Source organism: Streptomyces sp. SirexAA-E, assembly GCF_000177195.2.
Lineage (GTDB): Bacteria > Actinomycetota > Actinomycetes > Streptomycetales > Streptomycetaceae > Streptomyces > Streptomyces flavovirens.
This window is the reverse complement of the sequence record NC_015953.1, coordinates 657,313-678,194: the sequence shown is the minus strand read 5'-3', so window position 1 is coordinate 678,194 and position 20,882 is coordinate 657,313. Positions and strand designations below refer to the sequence as shown.

The window sequence follows — 20,882 nt, the reverse complement described above, 5'->3', positions numbered from 1 at the left end:
CGGGTGAGGGCTGCCCCGTCGTACCTGGCGGGACAGCCCTCACGCGATCGGGCACGGCGGGACGCGGCCGGCCGCGGTGCCCGATCGGGCCTGGGGCGGCACGCCCACGCGCTGATCGCCCGTCAGAGCACCGGCCGGGTGGCCCGCTCCAGCTCGATGAGCACGGAGCGGTAGCGGTGCCCGGTGGCCCGGTCCATCCCGATCTCACACATCCGGTTGGCCGACAGATGGGCGCCGTACTCCCGGGCGGCCACCTCCGCGCCCTCCTTGGCGGTCGCCGAGTCGGTGAGCTCCTTGTGCAGCATGCCGCGGTCGCCGGCGAATCCGCAGCAGCCCGCGTCGTCGGGGATCACGACCTCGTCGGCGCAGGCCTCGGCGACCGTGCGCAGCTGCGCCACGTCGCCCAGGTGTTCCATGGAACAGGTGGGGTGCAGGACGGCGGAGCCGACCGTGCGGAACACGGTCAGCGTCGGGAGCAGTTCCTCGGCGGCCCAGACCAGCGAGTCGACGACGGTCAGCTCGCTGTGCAACTCCCTGTTGTCGTCGGTGAGGTACGGCACCACCTCATGAGCGATGCCCAGGGTGCAGGAGGACGCGTCGACGACCAGGGGCAGCGTGCCGCCCGCGGTCCAGCCCCAGGCGGCCTCCACGATGCGGTTGGCCATCACGGCGTTGGCCGCGAGGTACCCCTTGGAGTGCCAGATGGTCGCGCAGCACGTCCCGCGGACGTCGTCGGGGATCCAGACGGGCCTGCCGGCCCGGGCCGACAGGGAGACCACGGAGTCGGCGAGCGAGAGCGCCCCGGCGTCCTCGGGTCCCGCGAAGATGCGGTTCACGCAGGCCGGGTAGTAGACGGCGTGCGCACCGGCGCGCGACGTGGGAGGCAGTCGACGCGGGGCGGCGCCGGGGATCTCGGGCAGCCACTCCGGCACCAGGTCCGGGCGTACGGCCTTGCGGGCGAGCCGGGTCACGGACTCCAGCAGCCGGTCACCGACCCGGTCGGTCAGGACGTCGGCCGCGGCGACCGCGAGCCGGGCCGAGGCCTCCAACGCCTTGAAGTGCTTCGCGGTGAGCGTGGCGACGCGCTCCTCGCGGGGTGTGTGCCGGTGGTGGCGGAAGTCCTTCATCATCGCGCCGGTGTCGATGCCGACGGGGCAGGCCAGCTTGCAGGTGGAGTCCCCCGCGCAGGTGTCCACGGCGTCGTACCCGTACGCGTCGAGCAGGCCCGTCTGCACGGGGGAGCCGTCCGGCTGGCGCATCATCTCGCGGCGCAGCACGATGCGCTGGCGCGGGGTGGTGGTCAGGTCCTCGCTGGGGCAGGTCGGTTCGCAGAAGCCGCACTCGATGCAGGGGTCGGCGACCGGTTCGACCTTGGGGATCGTCTTGAGGCCGCGCAGATGGGCCTTCGGGTCGCGGTCCAGCACGATCCGCGGGGCCAGCACCCCGTCGGGGTCGATGACCTGCTTCGTACGCCACATCAGCTCCGTCGCCCGGGACCCCCACTCCAGCTCCAGGAACGGCGCGATGTTGCGGCCGGTGGCGTGTTCCGCCTTCAACGACCCGTCGAACCGCTCGACGACCAGGGCGCAGAAGTCGTCCATGAACGCGGCGTACCGCTCGACGTCGGACGGCTTCGCGGCGTCGAAGGAGAGCAGGAAGTGCAGGTTCCCGTGGGCCGCGTGGCCGGCGACCGCGGCGTCGAAGCCGTGCACCTCCTGGAGCTCCAGCAGGGCCTCGCAGGCCTCGGCGAGCCGGGAGGGCGGTACGGCGAAGTCCTCCGTGATGAGCGTCGTACCCGCGGGGCGCGAGCCGCCGACGGCGGTGACGAACGCCTTGCGGGCCTTCCAGTACCCGGCGACGGTGCCGGGGTCCCGGGTGAACCCGTTGGTCACGGAGGGCACCGGCACCACCAGGTCGAGCCCCGCGACGGCCGCCGCCGCCCGCTCGTACGCCGCCAGCGCGGACTCGTCCGGAGCGCGGAACTCCACCAGCAGCGCGGTCGTCCCGGCCGGCAGCCCCGCCCAGTCGGCGGGGACGCCCTGGACACTGACGGAGGCGCGCAGCGTGTTGCCGTCCATCAGCTCCACGGCTACGGCACCCGCCTCGTTGAACCGGGGGACGGCCGCCGCCGCCGCGGGCAGCGACGGGAAGAACAGCAGCGCGGAGGAGACGTACCGGTCCAGGGGCAGGGTGTCGAAGACCACCTCGGAGATGAACCCGAAGGTGCCCTGGGAACCGACCATCAGACCCCGCAGGATCTGGACGGGCGTGGCACCGTCCAGGAACGCGTCGAGGCGGTATCCGTTGGTGTTCTTGATCTCGTACTTGGCGCGGATCCGGGCGGTCAGCGCCTTGTCCCGCTCGATCTCGGACTTGAGGGCCAGCAGCCCGTCGCAGAGATCCGGCTCCGCCCGCCGCAGCAGGCCGTCGGCGTCCGGGTCACCCGTGTCGACCACCGTGCCGCTCGGCAGGACGAAGGTCAGCGAGGCGACCGTGCGGTAGGAGTTGCGGGTCGTCCCGGCGGCCATCCCCGAGGCGTTGTTCGCGACGACACCGCCGACGGTGCAGGCGATCGCGCTGGCCGGGTCGGGGCCGAGCAGCCGACCGTGCCGGGCGAGGGCGGCGTTGGCCCGCATGACGGTCGTCCCGGGGCGGATGCGGGCCCGGGTGCCGCCGTCCAGCACCTCGATCCCGGTCCAGTGGCGGCGTACGTCCACGAGGATGTCCTCGCCCTGCGCCTGGCCGTTGAGGCTGGTGCCGGCGGCCCGGAAGACCACGTTGCGGCCGTGTCCGTGGGCGTAGGAGAGGACCGCCGAGACGTCGTCGATGTCCTCCGGGACCACCACGACCTGGGGCAGGAAGCGGTAGGGGCTGGCGTCGGAGGCGTACCGCACGAGGTCGGAGATCTTCCACAGCACCTTCTCCGGACCGAGCAGGGCCGCCAGACCCTCCCGCAGGGGAGCGGGGGTGCCCGGCGCCTGGCGGGCGGGCACCCGGTCGGGCGCGGGCTCCCGCGCCGTGTCCGGGCGGAGGGCTTCGGGCTTCGGCTCGAACAGCGGCATCTCGTGATCCCTCGACGACGGGGTGCGGCGGCCGCACCGTGTGCCTCAGCGGTGGTGGCGCTCCGGCATCCCGTCGACCAGAGCGGTCAGCAGCCCGCCGAGCACCTCACGCTGTTCGGCGGTCAACGGAGCCAGGATCTCCTGCGCGGCGGCCCTGCGCGCGTCGCGCAGGGAGCGCAGCACCGCACGGCCCTCCTCGGTGATCTCGATGCGGACCACCCGACGGTTGGTCGGATCCGGGGCGCGGCGGACGCGGCCGCTCGCCTCCAGACCGTCCACCAGGGTGGTCACCGCGCGCGGCACGACGTCGAGCCGAAGGGCCAGATCGGCCATCCGGGGCGGCTCGTCGTAGTGCGCGACGGTGCGCAGCAGCCGGAACTGGGCCGGTGTGATGCCTATCGGCTCCAGCTGCCTGCTCTGGATGCGCTGGAGCCGGCGCGTGAGCCGCAGCAACTGCTCGGCCAGGAGGCCGTCGGAGTCGGGGGAGTCCATGGGGGAACAATAACAGGACCTTGTTCATTGTGAGTACAGGTAACAATGAGCTATCCTCTCGAAGAGGCCGGCTCCCTGTCCTTCCTGATCCCGTTTCCGCCCGCCTCGTCCCGGTCGAAGGAGCCCATGAAACCCGACGAACCTCTGTGGACACCCCCCGCGCGGGACGGCGGCCAGCCGCCCGCCGAGCTGCGCCGCATCTTCCGCCTCTTCCGCCCCTACCGCGGCAGGCTCGCCCTGGTGGGGCTGCTGGTCGGCGCCTCCTCGCTGGTGTCCGTCGCCTCCCCGTTCCTGCTCCGCGAGATCCTGGACACCGCGATCCCGCAGGGGCGCACGGGGCTGCTCACGCTGCTCGCGCTCGGTATGGTCCTCACGGCCGTGACCAACAGCGTGTTCGGCGTGCTGCAGACCCTGATCTCCACGACGGTCGGCCAGCGGGTCATGCACGACCTGCGCACCGCCGTCTACACCCAGCTCCAGCGCATGCCGCTCGCCTTCTTCACCAGGACCCGCACCGGTGAGGTCCAGTCCCGCATCGCCAACGACATCGGCGGGATGCAGGCGACGGTCACCTCGACCGCGACCTCGCTGGTCTCCAACCTCACCGCGGTCATCGCCACCGTGGTCGCCATGCTCGCGCTGGACTGGCGGCTCACCGTCGTCTCGCTGCTCCTGCTGCCCGTCTTCGTGTGGATCAGCCGCCGCGTCGGCCAGGAGCGCAAGAAGATCACCACCCAGCGCCAGAAGCAGATGGCCGCGATGGCGGCCACGGTCACCGAGTCGCTCTCGGTCAGCGGCATCCTGCTCGGCCGCACCATGGGCCGCTCGGACTCGCTCACCAAGGCGTTCGCCGAGGAGTCGGAGCGGCTGGTCGACCTGGAGGTGCGTTCCAGCATGGCGGGCCGCTGGCGCATGTCCACCATCGGCATCGTCATGGCGGCCATGCCCGCCGTCATCTACTGGGCGGCCGGCCTCACCCTCCGCTCCGGCGTGACATCGGTCTCCCTCGGCACCCTGGTCGCCTTCGTCTCGCTCCAGCAGGGCCTCTTCCGCCCGGCCGTGAGCCTGCTCTCCACCGGCGTGCAGATGCAGACGTCCCTCGCCCTCTTCCAGCGGATCTTCGAGTACCTCGATCTCGACGTGGACATCACCGAGCCCGAGAAGCCCGTCCGGCTGGAGAAGGTCCGCGGTGAGATCGCCTTCGAGGACGTCACCTTCAGCTACGACGGGCAGTCCGCTCCGACCCTGAGCGGCATCGACGTGACCGTGCCGGCCGGACACAGCCTGGCGGTCGTCGGGCCCACCGGTTCCGGGAAGTCCACGCTGAGCTATCTGGTGCCGCGGCTGTACGACGTCACCGGCGGCCGGGTCACCCTCGACGGCGTCGACGTCCGGGACCTGGACTTCGACACCCTGGCCCGGGCCGTCGGTGTGGTCTCCCAGGAGACCTACCTCTTCCACGCCTCCGTCGCGGAGAACCTCCGCTTCGCCAAGCCGGACGCCACCTCCGAGGAGATCGAGGCCGCGGCGCGCGCCGCCCAGATCCACGAGCACATCGCGTCCCTGCCCGACGGCTACGACACCCTGGTCGGCGAACGCGGTCACCGCTTCTCGGGCGGCGAGAAGCAGCGGCTGGCCATCGCCCGCACCATCCTGCGGGACCCGCCCGTCCTCATCCTCGACGAGGCGACCAGCGCCCTCGACACCCGTACGGAACACGCCGTGCAGCAGGCGATCGACGCGCTGTCGGCGGGCCGCACCACCCTGACCATCGCCCACCGCCTCTCCACCGTCCGCGACGCCGACCAGATCGTCGTCCTGGACGGCGGCCGCGCCGCCGAGCGCGGCACCCACGAGGAACTCGTCGAACAGGACGGCCGGTACGCCGCGCTGCTCCGCCGCGACGGCAGCACGGCCCCCGCCCCGGCCCCCGCGGTCACCTGACGGCGCGGCCCCACCCCATGGGGCCGTGACCGCATCCGCGAGTGCGTGGAGGCCGGTTGCCGGGTGCCGGGTGTGGAGGGTGCCGGGCGTCGGCAGCCGGCGGGCCCGGCAGGACCGCACGCGGCCGTCGCCGTACGCCCCGCTCGTCCTACGACCGGTTCAGGCGGGCACGCGGTCCAGCAGCCGCCCGACCGAACGGATCGCGGCGCGCCCCGCCCGGTTGGCGCCGACCGTGCTGGCGGACGGCCCGTACCCGACCAGGTGCACCCGTGGGTCCCGTACGGCCCGGGTGTCCTCGACGCGGATGCCGCCCCCGGGCTCGCGGAGCCTCAGCGGCGCCAGATGGTCGACCGCGGGCCGGAAACCGGTCGCCCACAGGATCACGTCGGCCTCGGCCGTACGGCCGTCGGCCCACGCCACCCCGTCCTTCGTGATCCGCTCGAACATGGGGAGCCGGTCGAGCACGCCCTGCTCGCGGGCGCGCCGGACGGTGTCGTTCAGCGGAAGCCCGGTCACGCTCACCACGCTCTGCGGCGGCAGCCCGCGCCGTACCCGCTCCTCCACCATCGCGACGGCGGCCCGCCCCTGTTCCTGGCCGAACGGCCCCTCGTGGAACACCGGGGGCCGGCGGGTCACCCAGTACGTCGCGGCCGCCACCTCCGCGATCTCCATCAGATGCTGGGTACCCGAGGCGCCACCGCCGACCACGACCACCCGCAGACCGGCGAACTCCTCCGGCCCTGGATAGTCCGCGGTGTGCAGCTGCCGCCCCCGGAAGGTCTCCTGGCCCGGGTAGCGCGGCCAGAACGGCCGGTCCCAGGTGCCCGTCGCGTTGATCAGCGCGCGCGGGGCGTACGCACCCTCCAAGGTCTCGACGAGCAGCCGCCCGCCCTCGCCCTGGCGCACGGCGCTCACCTCGACCGGCCGGTGCACCCGCAGTCCGAATCGGCGTTCGTACGCCGCGAAGTAGGCACCGATGACCTCGGACGAGGGGCGGCTGTCATCGGCGTCCGTCAGCTCCATGCCGGGCAGGGAGTGCATGCCGTGCACCTTGCCGTACGTCAGTGAGGGCCACCGGAACTGCCAGGCGCCGCCCGGCCGGGGGGCGTGGTCGAGGACGACGAAGTCGCGGTCCGGCTCGGATCCGGCGCGCCGCAGGTGATACGCGGCGGACAGCCCCGCCTGCCCCGCGCCGATCACGACCACGTCCAGCTCACGCGCCCCAAAGTTGTTCACTCTTCTACCAACTCTGTCCTGCGCCCGGATCTTCCCGGCGGCCCGGCCCCGCCGGAGCCACGCCCGGACAGGCGGTGGAGCCAGAATGGGGCCATGTCTGATTCCTTCGCCACGCACCTGCTGAGCCTCACGACCGGACGGACCGAGACGGTCACCGACCTGACGGGCGACTGCGAACAGTTCCTCACCCGAGCCGCCGAGGGCAGGGACGGCCTGCTCAACATCTTCGTCCCGCACGCGACCGCGGGGATCGCGATCCTGGAGACCGGCGCCGGCAGCGACGACGACCTCCTCGCGGCGCTGAAGGACCTGCTCCCCGCCGACGACCGCTGGCGCCACCGCCACGGCCACCCTGGCCACGGCCGCGACCACGTCCTGCCTGCCCTGGTACCGCCGCACGCCACGCTGCCGGTGATCGGGGGGCGGCTGGAACTGGGGACGTGGCAGTCGGTCTGCCTGGTCGACACGAACGTCGACAACGCGGAGCGGCAGGTGCGGTTGTCGTTCCTCGGGTAGCTCCGGGGGCGGTCGCTACTTCCCGGGTGATGTCCGGCCGTACCGAGTGAGAGCCCGCCCGGCTCTGACCGTGGTCGCGCGAGCGGTCCTGGATGCCGATGCCACGGGTGCGAGGAAACGGGCCCGAGTGGTCGGTGGCGAGGTCCGACTCGCATGCGGTGGTGTCACCGGTCGAGGTGGCGGCGCCGTGCCCGCTCAGGCTCCGTGCTGATCTGAACGACCTCGTCGGCAAGGGCCAGTCGGAGCGGCGATTCGTGTTCCGCAAGGGAACCTCTACCGGCTTTCTCGCGCCGGTGAACTGGAGGCGCAGCGGCTCTTGCACCTACGACGCGGCTCCGAAGGGCGCCGGCAACATGCCCGCGACGACCTGACATCCGCAGCTTCCCGCGCCTCCTACAGCCCCACCATCGGTCTCGAAGCTTTCCTCGAGATGCCGCAGTCGCAGGTATACGGCGACTCCTTGACCCTCGACGGGGTGCTGGAGTCTCTTGCACGGCACTCCACCGACGGTTTCGCGCAGCTCCTGCACGAAACCGGCCGCAGCCTCCTTTCCTGACCGGGAGGAGGCGGGTCCCCCTTAAGAAGCCGTTGTCTCACCGACCTTGCCGGGCGCCAGTTCGAGAGCAGTGACTCGGTCGCGTGACCTTCGGATCCGGCAGGCATGAAGGCGGGGCCACCTGTCCAGTTCGGAATTGTCGAAGTCCGAACGACCTGAACAGGAGGCCCTTGTGTCGCGGCCTCGTGGGTCCGTGCCGGTGCAAGCCAACTCGGTTGCCCGGTGTGGGCCGACGGCGGCTACACAGGCCGCCTGGTCATCTGGACAAAGGAAGAACTCCAGCTCACCGTGCAGATCGTCACACGCTCGGACGACGTATCGGGGTTCATGGTGCTGCCGAGGCGCTGGTGCGTGGAGCGGACGTGCGCGTGGTTGTTCCGCTCGCGCCGGCTGGTACGCGACTACGAGACGCTGCCCACCGTCCACGAGTGGATGGTCATGTGGTCGATGACCATGCTCATGAGCCGCAGGCCGGCCCATCGGCGAGCGTGAACCGGCGCAGGGCCGATACGTTGTCGCGTTGACCGAGCAGATCATGGCTGATCAGGTTGGTCTGCACCGAGCAGAGACGAGGTGTGGCCGGTACGCCTGCGGTCACACCTCCAGATACTCCTTTTCGAGCCAACGGCACACGAACGCGGCCACCTCGGCGGCCGACATACCGCTCGTCTCGACGACCAGGTCGGGTTTGGTGGCCTGCTTGGGCAGGCTGTTCTGATGCAGTGAAAGGCCGACCGGATGAGAGTGGCGGCGCTGCCGGTCAGCCAGCGGCTCGTCGTCGACCGCGAGCTCGATGAAGGCGACCCGGGCCAGCCCCCGTGCACGCAAGTCCAGGAGTCGGCCTTCGAGGTCTGTGTTGACGACGGGCTCGAACGCCTGACCGTCGACGATCACACCGACGCCGGCGCTGAGAATTCCCACGATCCCCGCGTTCATCGCGTGGAGCATGGCAATGGCGTCGACACCGTTGTTGATCCGGCGCGCTCCAGGCATGGACGGAACATCCTGGTAGGTGAAACCGCGTTCAGCGCATCGGGCATCTGCAACGCCACCGGCCCATTGTCCGGGAACCATTTGGTAAAGCTCGTCCACTCCGAAGCGCAGCAGGGGCTCACGGGCGTGCTCCTGGATGGCGCCCGCCAACGTCGACTTCCCGGCGGCGGAAGGCCCGGTGATCACGACGCACAGTGGGGGCTTGCCGTCCATGGAGAACTTCCCTTGTCTCAATGCTCATGAGCCGCGGGATGGCCCGTCGGCGAGGGTGAACCGGCCAGGGGTCAGCTCGGTTGCCCAGCCGCGGTCCACAAGGCGCTTCATCTTCGACCGTACCCCTTCCACACCGGCCGGCCCCGGCGTCAGCCCGAGTACGCCGGCGATCTCCTGGCACGTCATCACCGCCGTCCTCCTTCGTGCGGCGTTCCGCCAGGGCGGCAAGGATTCGCTGGTGGTCCACTGCAAGCACATCCGCGGTCGGCGCGGGCCGCCACACCGGCACGATTGCACCCGCCGGCGCGGCCCTCAGCGCGGGCGTCCCGACGGACGGAACCTCGGTCGCCGCCACTGGCTCCGGCACACACGAGTTCTCGACCGAGACGGGACCGACTGCTCCCGTCTCAGAGCGCCGGGGCGCGGACAAGTCCTCGTCCACGCGCTGCTGGGCGATCAGCCATTCCTGCCACCGTCTCCGCCTGGGCGAGCTCGGCCAGTACTCGGTCCGCTTCCTCCCGCGATCCCTCCACGCGCACGCGCGCGGCCGGCTCGCGGCCCTCCAACAACCTTACGACCGACGCCATCAGGCACCTCACCGACGAGAGAGAACGATAGGCTGAGTCAGCCTCGCCGGCCCCGACGTCATGCCTGACCTGGGGAACACGTCCATCAAGCTCGGTACGACAACGCCTTCTCACACCAACTACGCGGCATCAGCGAGAAGATGCTCGCCCAGACCCTGCGGGCGCTTGTCCAGGACGGCCTGGTCCGGCCGGAGGTCGAGCCGACGGCGCCGCCTCAGGTCACCTATGGGCTGACCGAGTTCGGCAGGGACGCCGGCGAGCCGCTGGCGGAGCTTTTCGACCGGATCACACGGCGGCTGTCGCCGGGCGGCGCGCAAGAGCGTGGGAGCGGGCCGGCGCACATCCGCGACGCGATGGGCGACCTGCTGAGCCGGCATGCGCCCGGCCGGCTCGAGACGTGATGCCGTGTCACTCCGCACTGCCTCGGAGTGACGTCGGGCCGTCTGCGCCCGCTTCGTCAGGGGGCGGTCGCACCTTCGGTGTCACTGGCGTCAGACGAGACGCGACTGCTGCCGCAGCGGGCTGCTTGCCTTGTGCAGACTCCTGAGCGCCTGCCCGTAGGAGGCGATGAGCGAGGTCTGGAGGTAGGCCACGCCCAGCTCGTCGCAGTAACGGTGCACGAGGAGCTGTGCCTTGCGCAGATTCGGCGAGGGCATGCTCGGGAACAGGTGGTGCTCGATCTGGTAGTTCAGTCCGCCCAGCACCACGTCCGTGAACCAGTTTCCGCGTACATTGCGGGAAGTGAGGACCTGCCTGCGCAGGAAGTCGGGCCGGTCGCCGCCGGTGAGCGTGGGCATTCCCTTGTGGTTCGGGGCGAAGATGGCTCCCAGGTAGACCCCGAACAGGCACTGGTGCACGACGAGGAACACCACGGCCTTCCCCGGGGACAGCACGAGGAACAGCGCGCCGAGATACAGGACGAAGTGAGCGACGAGCAGAGTTCCTTCGATCCGGCGCTGCTTGAGGCTGCGGTCCGCCAGCGCTCGCATCCCCGAGACGTGCAGGTTGAAGCCCTCCAGCGTCAGCAGCGGGAAGAACAGATACGCCTGTACCTTGCCGAGCATGCGGGGCAGGCCGGTCGCCTTGCGGGCCTGGGCCTGACTCCAGACCAGGATGTCGGGCGCCACGTCCGGGTCGAGCTCTTCGTGGTTGGGGTTCGCGTGGTGGCGGGAGTGCTTGTCCTGCCACCAGCCGTACCCCATGCCGATCCCCATGTTGGCGGCGAGCCGCCCGATCAGCGCGCTCGAACGGCTACGTCGGAACACCTGACGGTGACCGACGTCGTGCGCGACGAGTGCGACCTGCCCGAAGACCGCAGCGAGGAACACCGCGGGGAGCAGCGTCCACCAGCTGTCGCCGACCGTCACGAAGGCCAGCCAGCCGACCGCGTAGGCCGCGGTCACCAGCGCCATGCGCACGCCGTAGTAGAAGGGGCGACGCCGCAGCAGCCCGGCATCCTTGATCTGCTTGGAGAGACGCGAGAAGTCACTGCCCGCGCGTCGTTCCCGAACCGGTGCGGTGTCGCTCGCGTATCGCGTCGTGTCTGTGGTCATCGTCGGTCCTGTCGTTCGCGAACGGAGCGGGGACGGACGGTCGTCGAAGGAGGACGAGTGGTCGGCATGATGCCTCGTTTTCCGGCGCCGGCCCGCGCGCGGACGACGTCACAACGGCACGCCGTACACGGAGTCGGGTCGGGGCGGTAGGGGGATTGCATCTGCGACGCCGCCGTGGCGAGGCGTCCAACAGATCGGTTCCACACTGTGCCGGCACAGCACTGGCATTCAGCGCGCGTCACAAAGTCGGCGCGGACGCCAGTACTTCCCCCAAGGTCCGGGAAGAGCAGCCATGCGCCGGGGCGTCCTGACTTTAGGGTACACAAGGCGATGTAGGGACCGAGTGTGGCCGGAATCGGGCCACGCCCCTGCCGGGCAACGTGGCAACGAAGAGGTGAGGGCTCCGGTACGGGCGCCCTGCTGCCACCTCCCCAGCGGCAGGGCGACCTGCTGCTCCGGCCGTACGCTCCTTCGGTCCCCGACCCGGCTCCGGCGGCCGGGGTGCACCTTGAGGCACGGGCATTGCCGTAGCGTGACCGCCTGCCGCATGGAATGCCCATGTGTCCGGTCGGCCCGTACGAGCCGTTCCGGTGGCGAGCGATGGGACCGTGATGAGTGAACTGACGAAGCCCGTGATCGTGGTTCCGGAGGGTGTCACGACCACCGAGTTGACGATCCGGGACCTCGTGGTCGGGGAGGGGGCCGAGGCGCAGCCGGGCAACGTGGTCCAGGTTCACTACGTAGGGGTCACGCTCGCGTCCGGGAAGGAGTTCGACTCCTCCTGGGAGCGGGACCGGCCGTTCAAGTTCGCCGTGGGCGGTGGCAAGGTCATCAAGGGCTGGGACCGGGGGGTAAGGGGCATGAGGGTCGGCGGCCGACGCGAGATCATCGTTCCCCCGCGTCTCGGATACGGCAGGCAGTCACCCTCCCCGTTGATCCCGGCGGGCTCGACGCTGCTCTTCGTCGTGGACCTGCTCACGGTGGTGGGCCCGCCGGAGCGAGGCTCGGTTTGACCGGCCGGTCCCGGATCCCGGCACGTGAGGTACAGCAGGCGATGCCCGGTGTTCACCAGGCGGGCGGTGGCGGTGAACAGCCGGAGCCGGAACCGCTCGGGCCCCAGCGGCGGGCAGCACCGGTGAGGGCAAGCGGTGAGACCAGGCTTCTGCGGACCACTCTGCGTCGCGCCGTCGGAGCGCGCTCGAACTCAGCGGCGTCCGACATCCCCGCCGGACCCGTTCTCCGGGCGGACGGTGCTACGTTGCGGACAGCCCTTGGTCGGCAGGCCGCAAGTCGGGCCGGTCCCTGAGCTGCCTGCGGGAGTTGATGCCCAGCTTCCGGTAGATGTTGCGCAGGTGGGTGTCCACGGTCCGTGGGCTGAGGAACAGCCGGGCGGCCACCTCTTTCGACGTCGCGCCGGTGGCGACCAGCCGCGCTATGTGCAGCTCCTGCATGGTCAGCTGGTCGCGGGCGTGACCGGTGCGGCTGCGCGCCGTCTCGCCCGTGGCGCGCAGTTCGTCGGCCGCGCGCCGGCCGAACGCCTCGAGCCCGGCGCCGGAGAACAGCTCGTGCGCGGTGCGCAGGTGCGGCCGGCAGTCCTGCCTCCGGCCCTGCCGCCGCAGCCATTCCCCGTACAGGAGGTGGGCCCTGGCCCGGTACGGGAGCATCGGTGTGTCGGTGAGGTGGGCGACCGCTTCCCGGTAGTCGTTCTCCTCTCCCGTCACCAGCGCTCGCGCGTAGGCGGCGATCCCCAGGCCCGAGGGGGTTCCGCAGGCCTCGGTGCGCTCGGTCAGCGACTCCAGCGCGGCGACGGCGGTGGCGTGTTCGCCGCACCGTACGGCGGCCTCCACCAGCTCCGGCAAGGCGAACCCCGCGGTGAAGAGTTCCCCGTCCGCGGTGGCACGGCGTGCGGCGGCCAGCGCCTCCTGGTAGTCGGCCAGGCCGTTGTTGAGCACGGCGCTCGCCCAGTGGACGTTGGACACCACCTGCCCCGTGGCGGTGGCCGTCGTCATGACGGCTTCGAACAGCGCGGACGCCTCCTCGCGGCGTCCGCGCATCGCGGCCAACTGCAGCCGGTGGTAGATGATCGGAGGCGCACCGGTCGCGTCGGCGATCGCCTCCTCCTCGGCGATCGCGGCCATGGCTCCGTCGAGGTCGCCGGTGAGCGCGGCGGCGGAGGCGGCCTGCGCGAGACCGAGCCGCAGGACGAGCGGCGATCCCGACTCACGGCCGGATTTCAGGAGCCACTCGATGACCCGCGTATGGGTGTCCGGGTCCCACAGCTCGGCCGCGAGGATGATCCCGAGCGCGGGGTGCCGGGTCCAGAGGGGACCCTCCGCCCCGTCGAGGGCCTCCTTGATCAGGGGTACGGCTGCCCGGTGCCCGTTCGTGGTCAGGATGTCCAGCGCGTCCAGGATGTCCGGTGGGTGCGGCGGCGCGGATCCCGCCTCGGCGAGGACCGCGTCCATGACACCGTTCGCGCGTCCCACGAGCAGACTCGACTCGAGGGCTTCCAGGTAGCTCTCCCGGGAGCGCTCGGGATCCAGGGGCGCGAGCCGCCGCGCGGCACGCAGCATCCATGCCGGGCCCTCGCTGTCGTCGACCCGGACCAGGGCGATCCGGCCCCGCAGCAGGTCGGTCTCCGCCTGCTGGAGCTCGTCGAGCCCCGCGCTCTCGGCTGTCCTGAGCAGCGTGGCCGCCTTGTCGGTGGCACCCGCGTCGAGGTGGGCGCGCGTGGCAGCGAGGGTCCGTTCGATCCGCTGTGCGGCGTCGAGCGACAACTCCGCGGCGCGTTCGAGGAAGGCGGCCGTGGCCACCGCACCACCACGCGCCTGTGCCCGGGACGCCGAGCGCTCCAGCTCGGCGGCGACGTCCTCGTCGGGGGCGGCGGCGGCCTGGGCGCGATGCCACGCGCGCCGGTCGGGGTCGGCGACCGGGTCGGTGACGTCGGCGAGCACGCGATGGGCCAGCAGCCGTTCGCCCGCCGCGGCGGCGTCGTACGCCGCGGCCCTGGCCAAGGGGTGGTAGAAGCGCACCCGGGTGCCGAACTCGACCAGTCCGGTCGCGGTGGCGGCCGCACCGGCGGCCGGCAGGTCGATGTCCAGACGACGCGCGGCGGGCCAGAGCAGCCCGGGGTCGCCGGTCGGGTCGGCGCCGGCGATGGTGAGCAGGAGCCGCGCCTGCGCGGGCAGGCCGGAGAGCGTGGCCCTGAATTGCTGTCCGACCCGGGTCGGTACCGGGGTGAGTCGCGGCGGGGCGAACCCACCGGCTCTGGGCAGGGCGAGCAGGGCCAGGGGATTGCCCCGCGCCTCGGCCACGAGCCGGTCACGCACCTGTTCGTCGAGCGTCTCGTGGCTCTGCGCGGCGAGCAGCGCCCGTGCGTCGGCGTCGCTCAGCCCGCCGACGCCCAGGCTCGGCAGGACGTCCAGTTCGCCTGCCTCGTACGGCAGCCGGACGGCCAGCACCATGGCGACCGACTCGGCGGAGACGCGCCGGGCGAGGAACGCCAGTGCCTTCGACGAGGCCGCGTCGAGCCAGTGCGCGTCGTCGACCACACAGAGCACCGGGCGCTCCTGGCCCGCTGCGTTCAGCAGCCCCAGGGTCGCCAGGCCCACCCGGAACACGTCCGGTGTCCCGGACGCCAGGTCGAAGGCGACCCGGAGCGCCCGGCGGTGTTCGGCGGGCAGCCCGGTCAGATGCCCCAGCACCGGAAGGCAGAGCTGGTGCAGTGCGGCGAACGGCAGCTCCGCCTCGAGCTCGGACCCACCCGCGCGGAGTACACGGAATCCGGACGCGGCCTCTTCCACATGCTCCAGCAGCGTGCTCTTGCCGATCCCCGCCTCACCACGCAGGACCAGAGCGCCGCCCCGGCCCGTCCGTGCCGCCCCGATCAGCTCGCGGAGGCGCCGTGTCTCCAACTGCCTGCCGAGCAGGGGACCGTGAGGAGGAGCCGACGTTCGCACAGCGCGTAGGCTACAGCGCGCAGGTCATCGCCCCGGCCCGAGGGCACCGAGTCGGCCGCGGGGTCGTCGAGCCGTCCCAGGGCCGTCCGGACGGCCCGGGGCGTCGTCGGCTCCGCCGTACAGGGCGGCGCGGTACGGCCGTCAGTTCGCCGGGGCCTCGACTTCGGCCTTCAGCGCCTGGAGCCAGACCTCCAGCCCTCCGCCCAGCATGTCGGCGACGGCGTCACGGTCGGCGCCTTGCAGCGAGTCCAACAGCGGGGCGTCCCAGGACTCCTGGGTGTGTACGTGGGTGCCCTTGTCGGTCTTGGTGAAGATCCAGAGGTGTGTTCCCTTGTCGATGGTGATCGCCTTGCCCTTCGCGGGCCCTTCCCAGATCACGCACCTGCCGGACTCCACGTGCTTGACGCCCGACGTGATCGTCAGGGTGTCCGCCGGAGCGAATTCCGACGCGGGGACGGGCGTGGTCCACCGGAACCGGGACGTGGAGGAGAAGGCGCCGGAGTCGAGGCGTTCGACGGTCAGGACCGCGTCCTGCCACTCCTTCCACCTCACGACGTCGGTGTGCACGTCCCAGACCTGTTCGGCGGGAGCGTCGATGTCGATGTCGGCAGAGCGGGTGACGGCCGCCCCGGAGTCCGTGCTCCTCCCGCCGCACCGGTCGTCCTGGGCCTGTCCGGCCGCCCCGGTGGCGGAAGCGGCGGGGGTCCTGGCGTCCTGGGTCCCTGGCCCGGAGTCGCCGGAGGCGCAACCGCGGAGGGCGATGGACAGGGCCACGGCCGCGGCGACCGTCGCGGCGGCCTTCCTGGCGGGGTGACGCGGGGAGGCGGAGATGTGCATGGAGATCCTTGTCTCTCGTCGTGGTGGAGATGCCGGAGGGCGGCGGAGATGCCGAGTGGCGGTGGAGGTGCCGGAGAGGCGGTGGAGATGTCAGGAGTGGTGGTGTGACCGCGGCACCGCGCCGACCTTCTCGCCCTCGCCCAGGACGACGAACTGGCCCATCATTCCGTCGTCCTCGTGCCGCAAGAGGTGGCAGTGGTACATGTACGGGGTGTTCGGGTCGGTGTGGCCGTGGAAGCGCATCGCCAGCCGGTAGTGCTTTCCCTGTGCCAGCAGGACGGTGTCCTTCCAGCCGCGCAGGTGTGGTTCCGGCTTCCCGCCGTCGACCGCCAGCACCTGGAACCGCACGTCGTGGACGTGGAAGTTGTGCAGGAACCCGTTGTCGTTGACCACGTCCCACACCTCGACGGTGCCCTCGCGGACACCGAAGTCGATGCGGTCCATCGCCATCGACCGGCTGTTGATCCGGTCCGAGGCGAGTACGAAGGAGCGTTCTCGCGCGACCTCTTCGCCGGCGAGGTCCGGCGCGATTCCGAGCGAGGCAGGTATGCCGGCGCCGTCGGACAGGGTGGCCGCGGCCCGGAACTGGCAGATGTCGAGACGGTCGTCGAAGCCGTCGACCCGTCCCAGGGTGCCGCCGTACTCGGACGGGTAGGAGCGCAGTTCGACCCGTTCTCCCGGCTTGAAGGCGACCACGATCTCGGCGCGTTCCCCCGGTGAGAGGTACAGGCGCTCGGTGTTCCACGGTCTGGCGAGCAGACCGCCGTCGGTGGCCACGAGCGAGAACGTCCGGTCGTCGGAGAACCCGAAGTGGTACAGGCGGGCGTTGGAGCCGTTGAGGAGCCGCAGCCGTACGAGCTCGGTCGTGACGTCGACGTACGGGCCGATCGTGCCGTTGACGAGCACCTCGTCGCCGATCACGCCCAGCGAGCCGCCCAGCGGCACCCGCTCCCGGAACTGGTTGTCCCCGTCGAACGCACGGTCCTGAACGACCATCGGGAGGTCGTCGACGCCGTACTCGGACGGCAGCGTCGACGCCTCGGAGTCCTCGTCGTCGACGATGAACAGTCCGGCCAGGCCCCGGTACATGTGGTCGGCGGTCGAGCCGTGTACGTGCGGGTGGTACCAGAGCGACGCGGCGGGCTGATCGATCGTCCACCCTGGTCGCCAGGTCTCTCCGGCCGCGACGGTCTGGTGCGGTCCGCCGTCCATGGCCGCGGGCAGGTGCATCCCGTGCCAGTGGATCGAGGTCTCCCGGTCCAGGCCGTTGTGCACGGCGAACTCGACCCGCTCGCCGCGCCGTGCGCGGATCGTCGGACCGAGGTAGGTACCGTTCACGCCCCAGGTGCGGGTGGCCGACCCGGCCTTGAACCGGGTCCTGCCCGACCGGATGCCGAGCGTGAGGACCCGGGTACCCGTGGAGTCGACCGTCGACTCCGCCAGCGGCGGGACCGACAGGGCCGTGTCGAAGGTGACCTCGCCGACCGTGTCCTGCTTCGCGGCGGCGTAGTAGACACCGTAGCCACCGCCGGTGAGGACGGCCGCGCCCCCGATGCCGAAGCCGAGTGCCTTCAGCGCTGTGCGTCGTTTCATAGGGACACCGTCCCGGCGCGGACGGATCCTTCGCGTCGGCATGAATTACGTAGACCCAGGGGTCCCGCGTGTACGCAGGGCAGCGGGGCCGGTCGCGACCGAGCGGACGCCCGCGCGCCTCGGGCAGCGCGGTGCGCGCCCACGTACGTACGTAGTTCTTGCCGACGCGAAGGATCCCCCGTCGCGGGATGCTCTTCCGGTCCGGCGTCCAGCGCCTCGGCGGCCGTGGCCGCGTTCGGTGGGTTCGCCGTCGCCGCACCGCTGCCGGACGCCGGACGCCTCCTCATCCCGCTGTCCGTGTTCACCCCGACGAACGAAGGGGACCGATGTCCTCCCATCCGGTGCTTCCCGTCCTGGACCACCTGGCACGCGTGATCGGCGCGACGACTCCCCGGCAGGACACGGCGCCCACGCCCTGTACCGGTCTCGACGTGGCCTCGCTGCGCCGGCATCTGCTCGGCGGAATCGGGTACTTCACCATCGTCCTGGCCGACCCCGACGGCGACCGGCGGCCGGACCCGCGGGCCTACACCGGTCCCGACGGGCCCGAGGTCCTGGTCGCGGCGATCCGGGAACTCTCGGCGGCCGTGCGTGCCGCCCTGGCCGACGGCATCGAAACGGCTTCCGTGCGGGTGCCCGCGCTGGGCGGCACGTTCCCCGGTGACCGCGTGCTGAGCATGCTGGTGGCCGAAGCCGTGGTGCACGGCTGGGACATCGCCCGCGCCACCGGTCAGGAATGGCAGCCCGATCCCGCGGCGTCGGAGCGGGCACACGCGCTGCTCGCCGACCGGATCGAACCGGAGTACCGGGGCGGCGCCGGCATGCCGTTCGCCCCCGAGGTGCCGGTGAGTCAGGACGCCCCGGCGCTGGACCGGTTGCTGGGCTTCGCCGGCCGATCACCGCACTGGACGCCCACGCCCGTCACCGAGGGCGGATGACCGAGGCCGGGCGCGACCGGTCCGTGCGGGCCTTCGGCCTTCCCCGCTCTCCCTTCCGCCCGGCACCAGCACACCGGTCGCCGCCGCCTTCGCTCCACCCGCCTCCTGGAGGCCCGTTGTCCCCCGTACCCACCAGCGGCACACCCACCAGTGACGTCGATCCGTACACCGAATCGGCGCGCATCGACCCGTACGACGTCTACGCCGAGCTGCGGGCTCTCGGGCCCGTGGTGTACCTGTCCCGCCACGGGCTCCACGCGTTGCCCCGCTACGACGAGGTGCGGGCCGCCCTGATGGACTGGCAGACGTTCTCCTCGGCGCGGGGGGTGTTCGTGGATCCGGAGGTGAACGCCCGACTGGAGGGGATCACGCTCTGCAGTGATCCGCCCGAGCACACGGCGATGCGCTCGGTGCTGGGGCGGCCGCCGCGGCCGGATCGGATGCGTGAGGTGACCCCGCGGAGCGAGGCCGAGGCCGACCGGGTCGTCGAGCGGCTGGTCGGCAGGGGCCGGTTCGAGGTCGTCACCGAACTGGCGGAGTACCTGCCCATGACCGTGGTGTCGGATCTGGTCGGGCTCCCCGATCACGGGCGGGAGAAGATGCTGGAGTGGGCCGAGGCCATCTGGAACACCCAAGGACCCGCGGACGACCGGGCGGCCGCGGCGGGACCCGCCGTCGAGGAGTTCATGGCATTCGCCGTGCATGACGCCGTGCCCGGGAAGATCGACCCCGACGGCTGGGCCGCACAGCTCTACGAGGCCGCCGACCGTGGCGAGATCCCGCACGCGAAGTGCCCGGCGAGGATGCTCGACTACGTCACTCCCAGCCTGGACACGACGATTCTCGCGATCACCAACGCGGTCGCGTTGTCCGCCGAGAACCCGGACCAGTGGGATCTGCTGCGCGCCGACCGCTCGTTGATCCCGCACGCGATCAACGAGTCGCTGCGTCTGGAGACCCCGGCGCCCCAGTTCGGCCGGGTGCTCACCGAAGACCACGAGACCGGTGGAGTCCGGCTGGCCGCCGGGTCACGGGTCGCGCTGCTCCACGCATCCGCCAACCGCGACGAGCGTCACTACCCGGACCCCGCGCGCTTCGACATCACCCGCCGCCCTTCGGACCACCTCGCCTTCGGACGGGGAGAGCACGTCTGCGTCGGGATGCATCTCGCCAGGCCGGAAATGAGCGCACTGCTGACAAGACTCGCGGACCGGGTCGCCGGCTTCGGCGTACTCGGACGCCGACCGCTGATCAACAACGGGTCGCGCGGCCTCGACCGCCTGGAAGTGGCGATCCGACCCGCGACCTGACGCTCGGCACCGCATCGCGGAAGGCTCCCGCCAGGCCGCCGCGGTGCGACAGGCGGCGGCCCGGGGCGAGTTCACGGAGTCCGGGTCGGCGGTGCGGCCCGCCGTACGGTGCGTGGCGGTCGGGCAGGCGGGGATCCCGCCCGGGCCTTCGGCGGTCACGCCCCGGCGTGCCTCTCCTGACGGTGTCTTCCGCCGTGCGGGCGGAGTGGCGGCGTGGTTTCGGCTCAGGCGACGCCGCGGGTGCCGGGGCGTCCTGCGGGGGAGGAGGTGCGGCGGTGCTCGGCGAGGGTGGCGACGGCGTAGGCACCGCCGCCGGCGACGGTGAGGACCCAGTAGAGGCCGGGGGTGCCGAGGAGGAGCGCCGCGGTGGAGGTCAGGGCGAGCCAGCTGCCGAGGCCGTAGTGGAGCAGGTTGCGGCGTTGGGCGCCTTCCGCGATGTAGAGCAGGCCGACGACGAAGCCGGAACCGGTGGGCCAGAGCAGGGATTGCACGTCGGGCAGGCCGAGGGTGGACGTCAGGCCCGTGATGGCGAGGTACAGGGCGGCGAAGCCGGTGACCCAGGCGGCGCCGAGGAGTTTGCCGGAGAGGACGTCGTCGGGTTCCGTGGCGGCGCGCTGGGCACGCAGGGCGGCGGCGGTGGCCTGGACGGTGCCGACGGCGAGTCCGGCACCGAGAAGGGTCGTGGGCAGCCAGCCGGGCAGGCCGAGCAGCGGGGCGTCACCCTGGGAGACCGCGGCGGAGCCGTGGCCGAGCACGTAGGCGAACCCGAAGCTGATGTAGGTCGCGCGGTTGTCGACATCGGCCGGGCGGCGTGCCGCGGCCGGGCGGCCGGGGGCGGTGGAGGCCGGGGTGAGTGGGGCGGTGACGGACATGGCGGGGTTCCTCCGGAGTCAGGGCGGAGCGTCGGAGGGCGCGTGAGCCCACGAGGCGTCACCCAGGTGTTCGAGCGCGGAGCGGGGGACGGCGTGGGCCCGGTGGGCCGGCGCCTGGCGGGGCCGGTGTGCGGCCTTGGTGTCACGAGCCGGCCGAGGTCCGCCGGCCGCCCCGATCGAGCAGGGCGGTCGCGGCCGGCGGGACGCCGACGTGTGCGATG

At 71.7% G+C, this 20,882-nt stretch carries 15 protein-coding genes and 2 pseudogenes; 8 read left to right on the top strand and 9 right to left on the bottom strand.

Annotation, left to right across the window (positions count from 1 at the left end):
* Window positions 1-122: 122 nt before the first annotated feature.
* Together SACTE_RS02910 and SACTE_RS02905 are read right to left on the bottom strand one after the other, a co-directional pair.
* Entirely contained in the window at window positions 123-3,062 is a 2,940-nt protein-coding gene (locus SACTE_RS02910; protein ID WP_014044532.1) for an FAD-binding and (Fe-S)-binding domain-containing protein, read from the bottom strand.
* Between the two features lie 45 nt (window positions 3,063-3,107).
* The gene (locus SACTE_RS02905; RefSeq protein WP_014044531.1) at window positions 3,108-3,554 is read right to left on the bottom strand and encodes a MarR family transcriptional regulator; all 447 of its coding nucleotides are present in this window, start codon (window positions 3,552-3,554) and stop codon (window positions 3,108-3,110) included.
* A 126-nt stretch (window positions 3,555-3,680) separates the two neighbouring features.
* Here SACTE_RS02905 and SACTE_RS02900 point away from each other — a divergent pair, with 126 nt between their 5' ends.
* Window positions 3,681-5,498, top strand: coding sequence for an ABC transporter ATP-binding protein (locus tag SACTE_RS02900; protein ID WP_026359044.1), 1,818 nt, complete (start codon window positions 3,681-3,683; stop codon window positions 5,496-5,498).
* Between the two features lie 159 nt (window positions 5,499-5,657).
* Here SACTE_RS02900 and SACTE_RS02895 read toward each other — a convergent pair whose 3' ends face one another.
* Window positions 5,658-6,734 carry an NAD(P)-binding domain-containing protein gene (locus tag SACTE_RS02895; protein WP_014044529.1) on the bottom strand — a complete coding sequence of 359 codons (1,077 nt, stop codon included), beginning with the start codon at window positions 6,732-6,734 and terminating at the stop codon, window positions 5,658-5,660.
* Between the two features lie 93 nt (window positions 6,735-6,827).
* Between SACTE_RS02895 and SACTE_RS02890 the strand changes: the two genes are divergently transcribed.
* The 3 genes and pseudogenes from SACTE_RS02890 to SACTE_RS02880 all read left to right on the top strand — a co-directional run.
* Window positions 6,828-7,250, top strand: a complete 423-nt coding sequence (locus tag SACTE_RS02890) for a YjbQ family protein (RefSeq protein WP_014044528.1) — start codon at window positions 6,828-6,830, stop codon at window positions 7,248-7,250.
* 161 nt (window positions 7,251-7,411) lie between these two features.
* Window positions 7,412-7,621 (top strand): hypothetical protein, encoded by a 210-nt coding sequence (locus SACTE_RS02885; RefSeq protein ID WP_141708029.1) that lies wholly within the window; start codon window positions 7,412-7,414, stop codon window positions 7,619-7,621.
* 407 nt (window positions 7,622-8,028) lie between these two features.
* A pseudogene (locus SACTE_RS02880) lies at window positions 8,029-8,298 on the top strand (IS5/IS1182 family transposase); the annotation flags it as partial.
* Window positions 8,299-8,400: 102 nt separating this feature from the next.
* On the opposite strand, the gene SACTE_RS02875 reads toward SACTE_RS02880, so the two are convergent.
* On the bottom strand, window positions 8,401-9,012 hold the full coding sequence (locus SACTE_RS02875) for a hypothetical protein (protein ID WP_014044526.1): 612 nt from the start codon (window positions 9,010-9,012) through the stop codon (window positions 8,401-8,403).
* 700 nt (window positions 9,013-9,712) lie between these two features.
* On the opposite strand from SACTE_RS02875, the pseudogene SACTE_RS32825 reads away from it, so the two are divergent.
* A pseudogene (locus SACTE_RS32825) lies at window positions 9,713-10,000 on the top strand (helix-turn-helix domain-containing protein); the annotation flags it as partial.
* Window positions 10,001-10,090: 90 nt separating this feature from the next.
* On the opposite strand, the gene SACTE_RS02860 reads toward SACTE_RS32825, so the two are convergent.
* Window positions 10,091-11,152, bottom strand: a complete 1,062-nt coding sequence (locus SACTE_RS02860; protein WP_014044525.1) for an acyl-CoA desaturase — start codon at window positions 11,150-11,152, stop codon at window positions 10,091-10,093.
* 611 nt (window positions 11,153-11,763) lie between these two features.
* On the opposite strand from SACTE_RS02860, the gene SACTE_RS02855 reads away from it, so the two are divergent.
* Window positions 11,764-12,165, top strand: a complete 402-nt coding sequence (locus SACTE_RS02855; RefSeq protein WP_014044524.1) for an FKBP-type peptidyl-prolyl cis-trans isomerase — start codon at window positions 11,764-11,766, stop codon at window positions 12,163-12,165.
* A gap of 240 nt (window positions 12,166-12,405) precedes the next feature.
* Here SACTE_RS02855 and SACTE_RS02850 read toward each other — a convergent pair whose 3' ends face one another.
* The 3 genes from SACTE_RS02850 to SACTE_RS02840 form a co-directional block, all read right to left on the bottom strand.
* A complete protein-coding gene (locus tag SACTE_RS02850) occupies window positions 12,406-15,111 on the bottom strand; it encodes a LuxR family transcriptional regulator (protein WP_014044523.1) in 2,706 nt (901 codons plus the stop codon).
* 141 nt (window positions 15,112-15,252) lie between these two features.
* Complete coding sequence (locus tag SACTE_RS02845) at window positions 15,253-15,948, bottom strand: SRPBCC family protein (protein WP_014044522.1); 696 nt, start codon at window positions 15,946-15,948, stop codon at window positions 15,253-15,255.
* 90 nt (window positions 15,949-16,038) lie between these two features.
* Window positions 16,039-17,541, bottom strand: coding sequence for a multicopper oxidase domain-containing protein (locus tag SACTE_RS02840; RefSeq protein WP_014044521.1), 1,503 nt, complete (start codon window positions 17,539-17,541; stop codon window positions 16,039-16,041).
* 326 nt (window positions 17,542-17,867) lie between these two features.
* Here SACTE_RS02840 and SACTE_RS02835 point away from each other — a divergent pair, with 326 nt between their 5' ends.
* Entirely contained in the window at window positions 17,868-18,479 is a 612-nt protein-coding gene (locus SACTE_RS02835) for a TIGR03086 family metal-binding protein (RefSeq protein ID WP_014044520.1), read from the top strand.
* 116 nt (window positions 18,480-18,595) lie between these two features.
* A complete protein-coding gene (locus tag SACTE_RS02830) occupies window positions 18,596-19,789 on the top strand; it encodes a cytochrome P450 (protein WP_014044519.1) in 1,194 nt (397 codons plus the stop codon).
* Between the two features lie 224 nt (window positions 19,790-20,013).
* Here SACTE_RS02830 and SACTE_RS02825 read toward each other — a convergent pair whose 3' ends face one another.
* Window positions 20,014-20,661: a hypothetical protein gene (locus SACTE_RS02825; RefSeq protein ID WP_014044518.1), complete on the bottom strand. Its 648-nt coding sequence runs from the start codon at window positions 20,659-20,661 to the stop codon at window positions 20,014-20,016.
* Window positions 20,662-20,882 lie beyond the last annotated feature (221 nt).

Bases quoted from the DNA above. Each gene is read 5' to 3' on its own strand.
- SACTE_RS02910 (WP_014044532.1), bottom strand. From the start codon at position 3,062: ATGCCGCTGTTCGAGCCGAAGCCCGAAGCCCTCCGCCCGGACACGGCG.
- SACTE_RS02905 (WP_014044531.1), bottom strand. From the start codon at position 3,554: ATGGACTCCCCCGACTCCGACGGCCTCCTGGCCGAGCAGTTGCTGCGG.
- SACTE_RS02900 (WP_026359044.1), top strand. From the start codon at position 3,681: ATGAAACCCGACGAACCTCTGTGGACACCCCCCGCGCGGGACGGCGGC.
- SACTE_RS02890 (WP_014044528.1), top strand. From the start codon at position 6,828: ATGTCTGATTCCTTCGCCACGCACCTGCTGAGCCTCACGACCGGACGG.
- SACTE_RS02875 (WP_014044526.1), bottom strand. From the start codon at position 9,012: ATGGACGGCAAGCCCCCACTGTGCGTCGTGATCACCGGGCCTTCCGCC.
- SACTE_RS02860 (WP_014044525.1), bottom strand. From the start codon at position 11,152: ATGACCACAGACACGACGCGATACGCGAGCGACACCGCACCGGTTCGG.
- SACTE_RS02855 (WP_014044524.1), top strand. From the start codon at position 11,764: ATGAGTGAACTGACGAAGCCCGTGATCGTGGTTCCGGAGGGTGTCACG.
- SACTE_RS02845 (WP_014044522.1), bottom strand. From the start codon at position 15,948: ATGCACATCTCCGCCTCCCCGCGTCACCCCGCCAGGAAGGCCGCCGCG.
- SACTE_RS02840 (WP_014044521.1), bottom strand. From the start codon at position 17,541: ATGAAACGACGCACAGCGCTGAAGGCACTCGGCTTCGGCATCGGGGGC.
- SACTE_RS02835 (WP_014044520.1), top strand. From the start codon at position 17,868: ATGTCCTCCCATCCGGTGCTTCCCGTCCTGGACCACCTGGCACGCGTG.
- SACTE_RS02825 (WP_014044518.1), bottom strand. From the start codon at position 20,661: ATGTCCGTCACCGCCCCACTCACCCCGGCCTCCACCGCCCCCGGCCGC.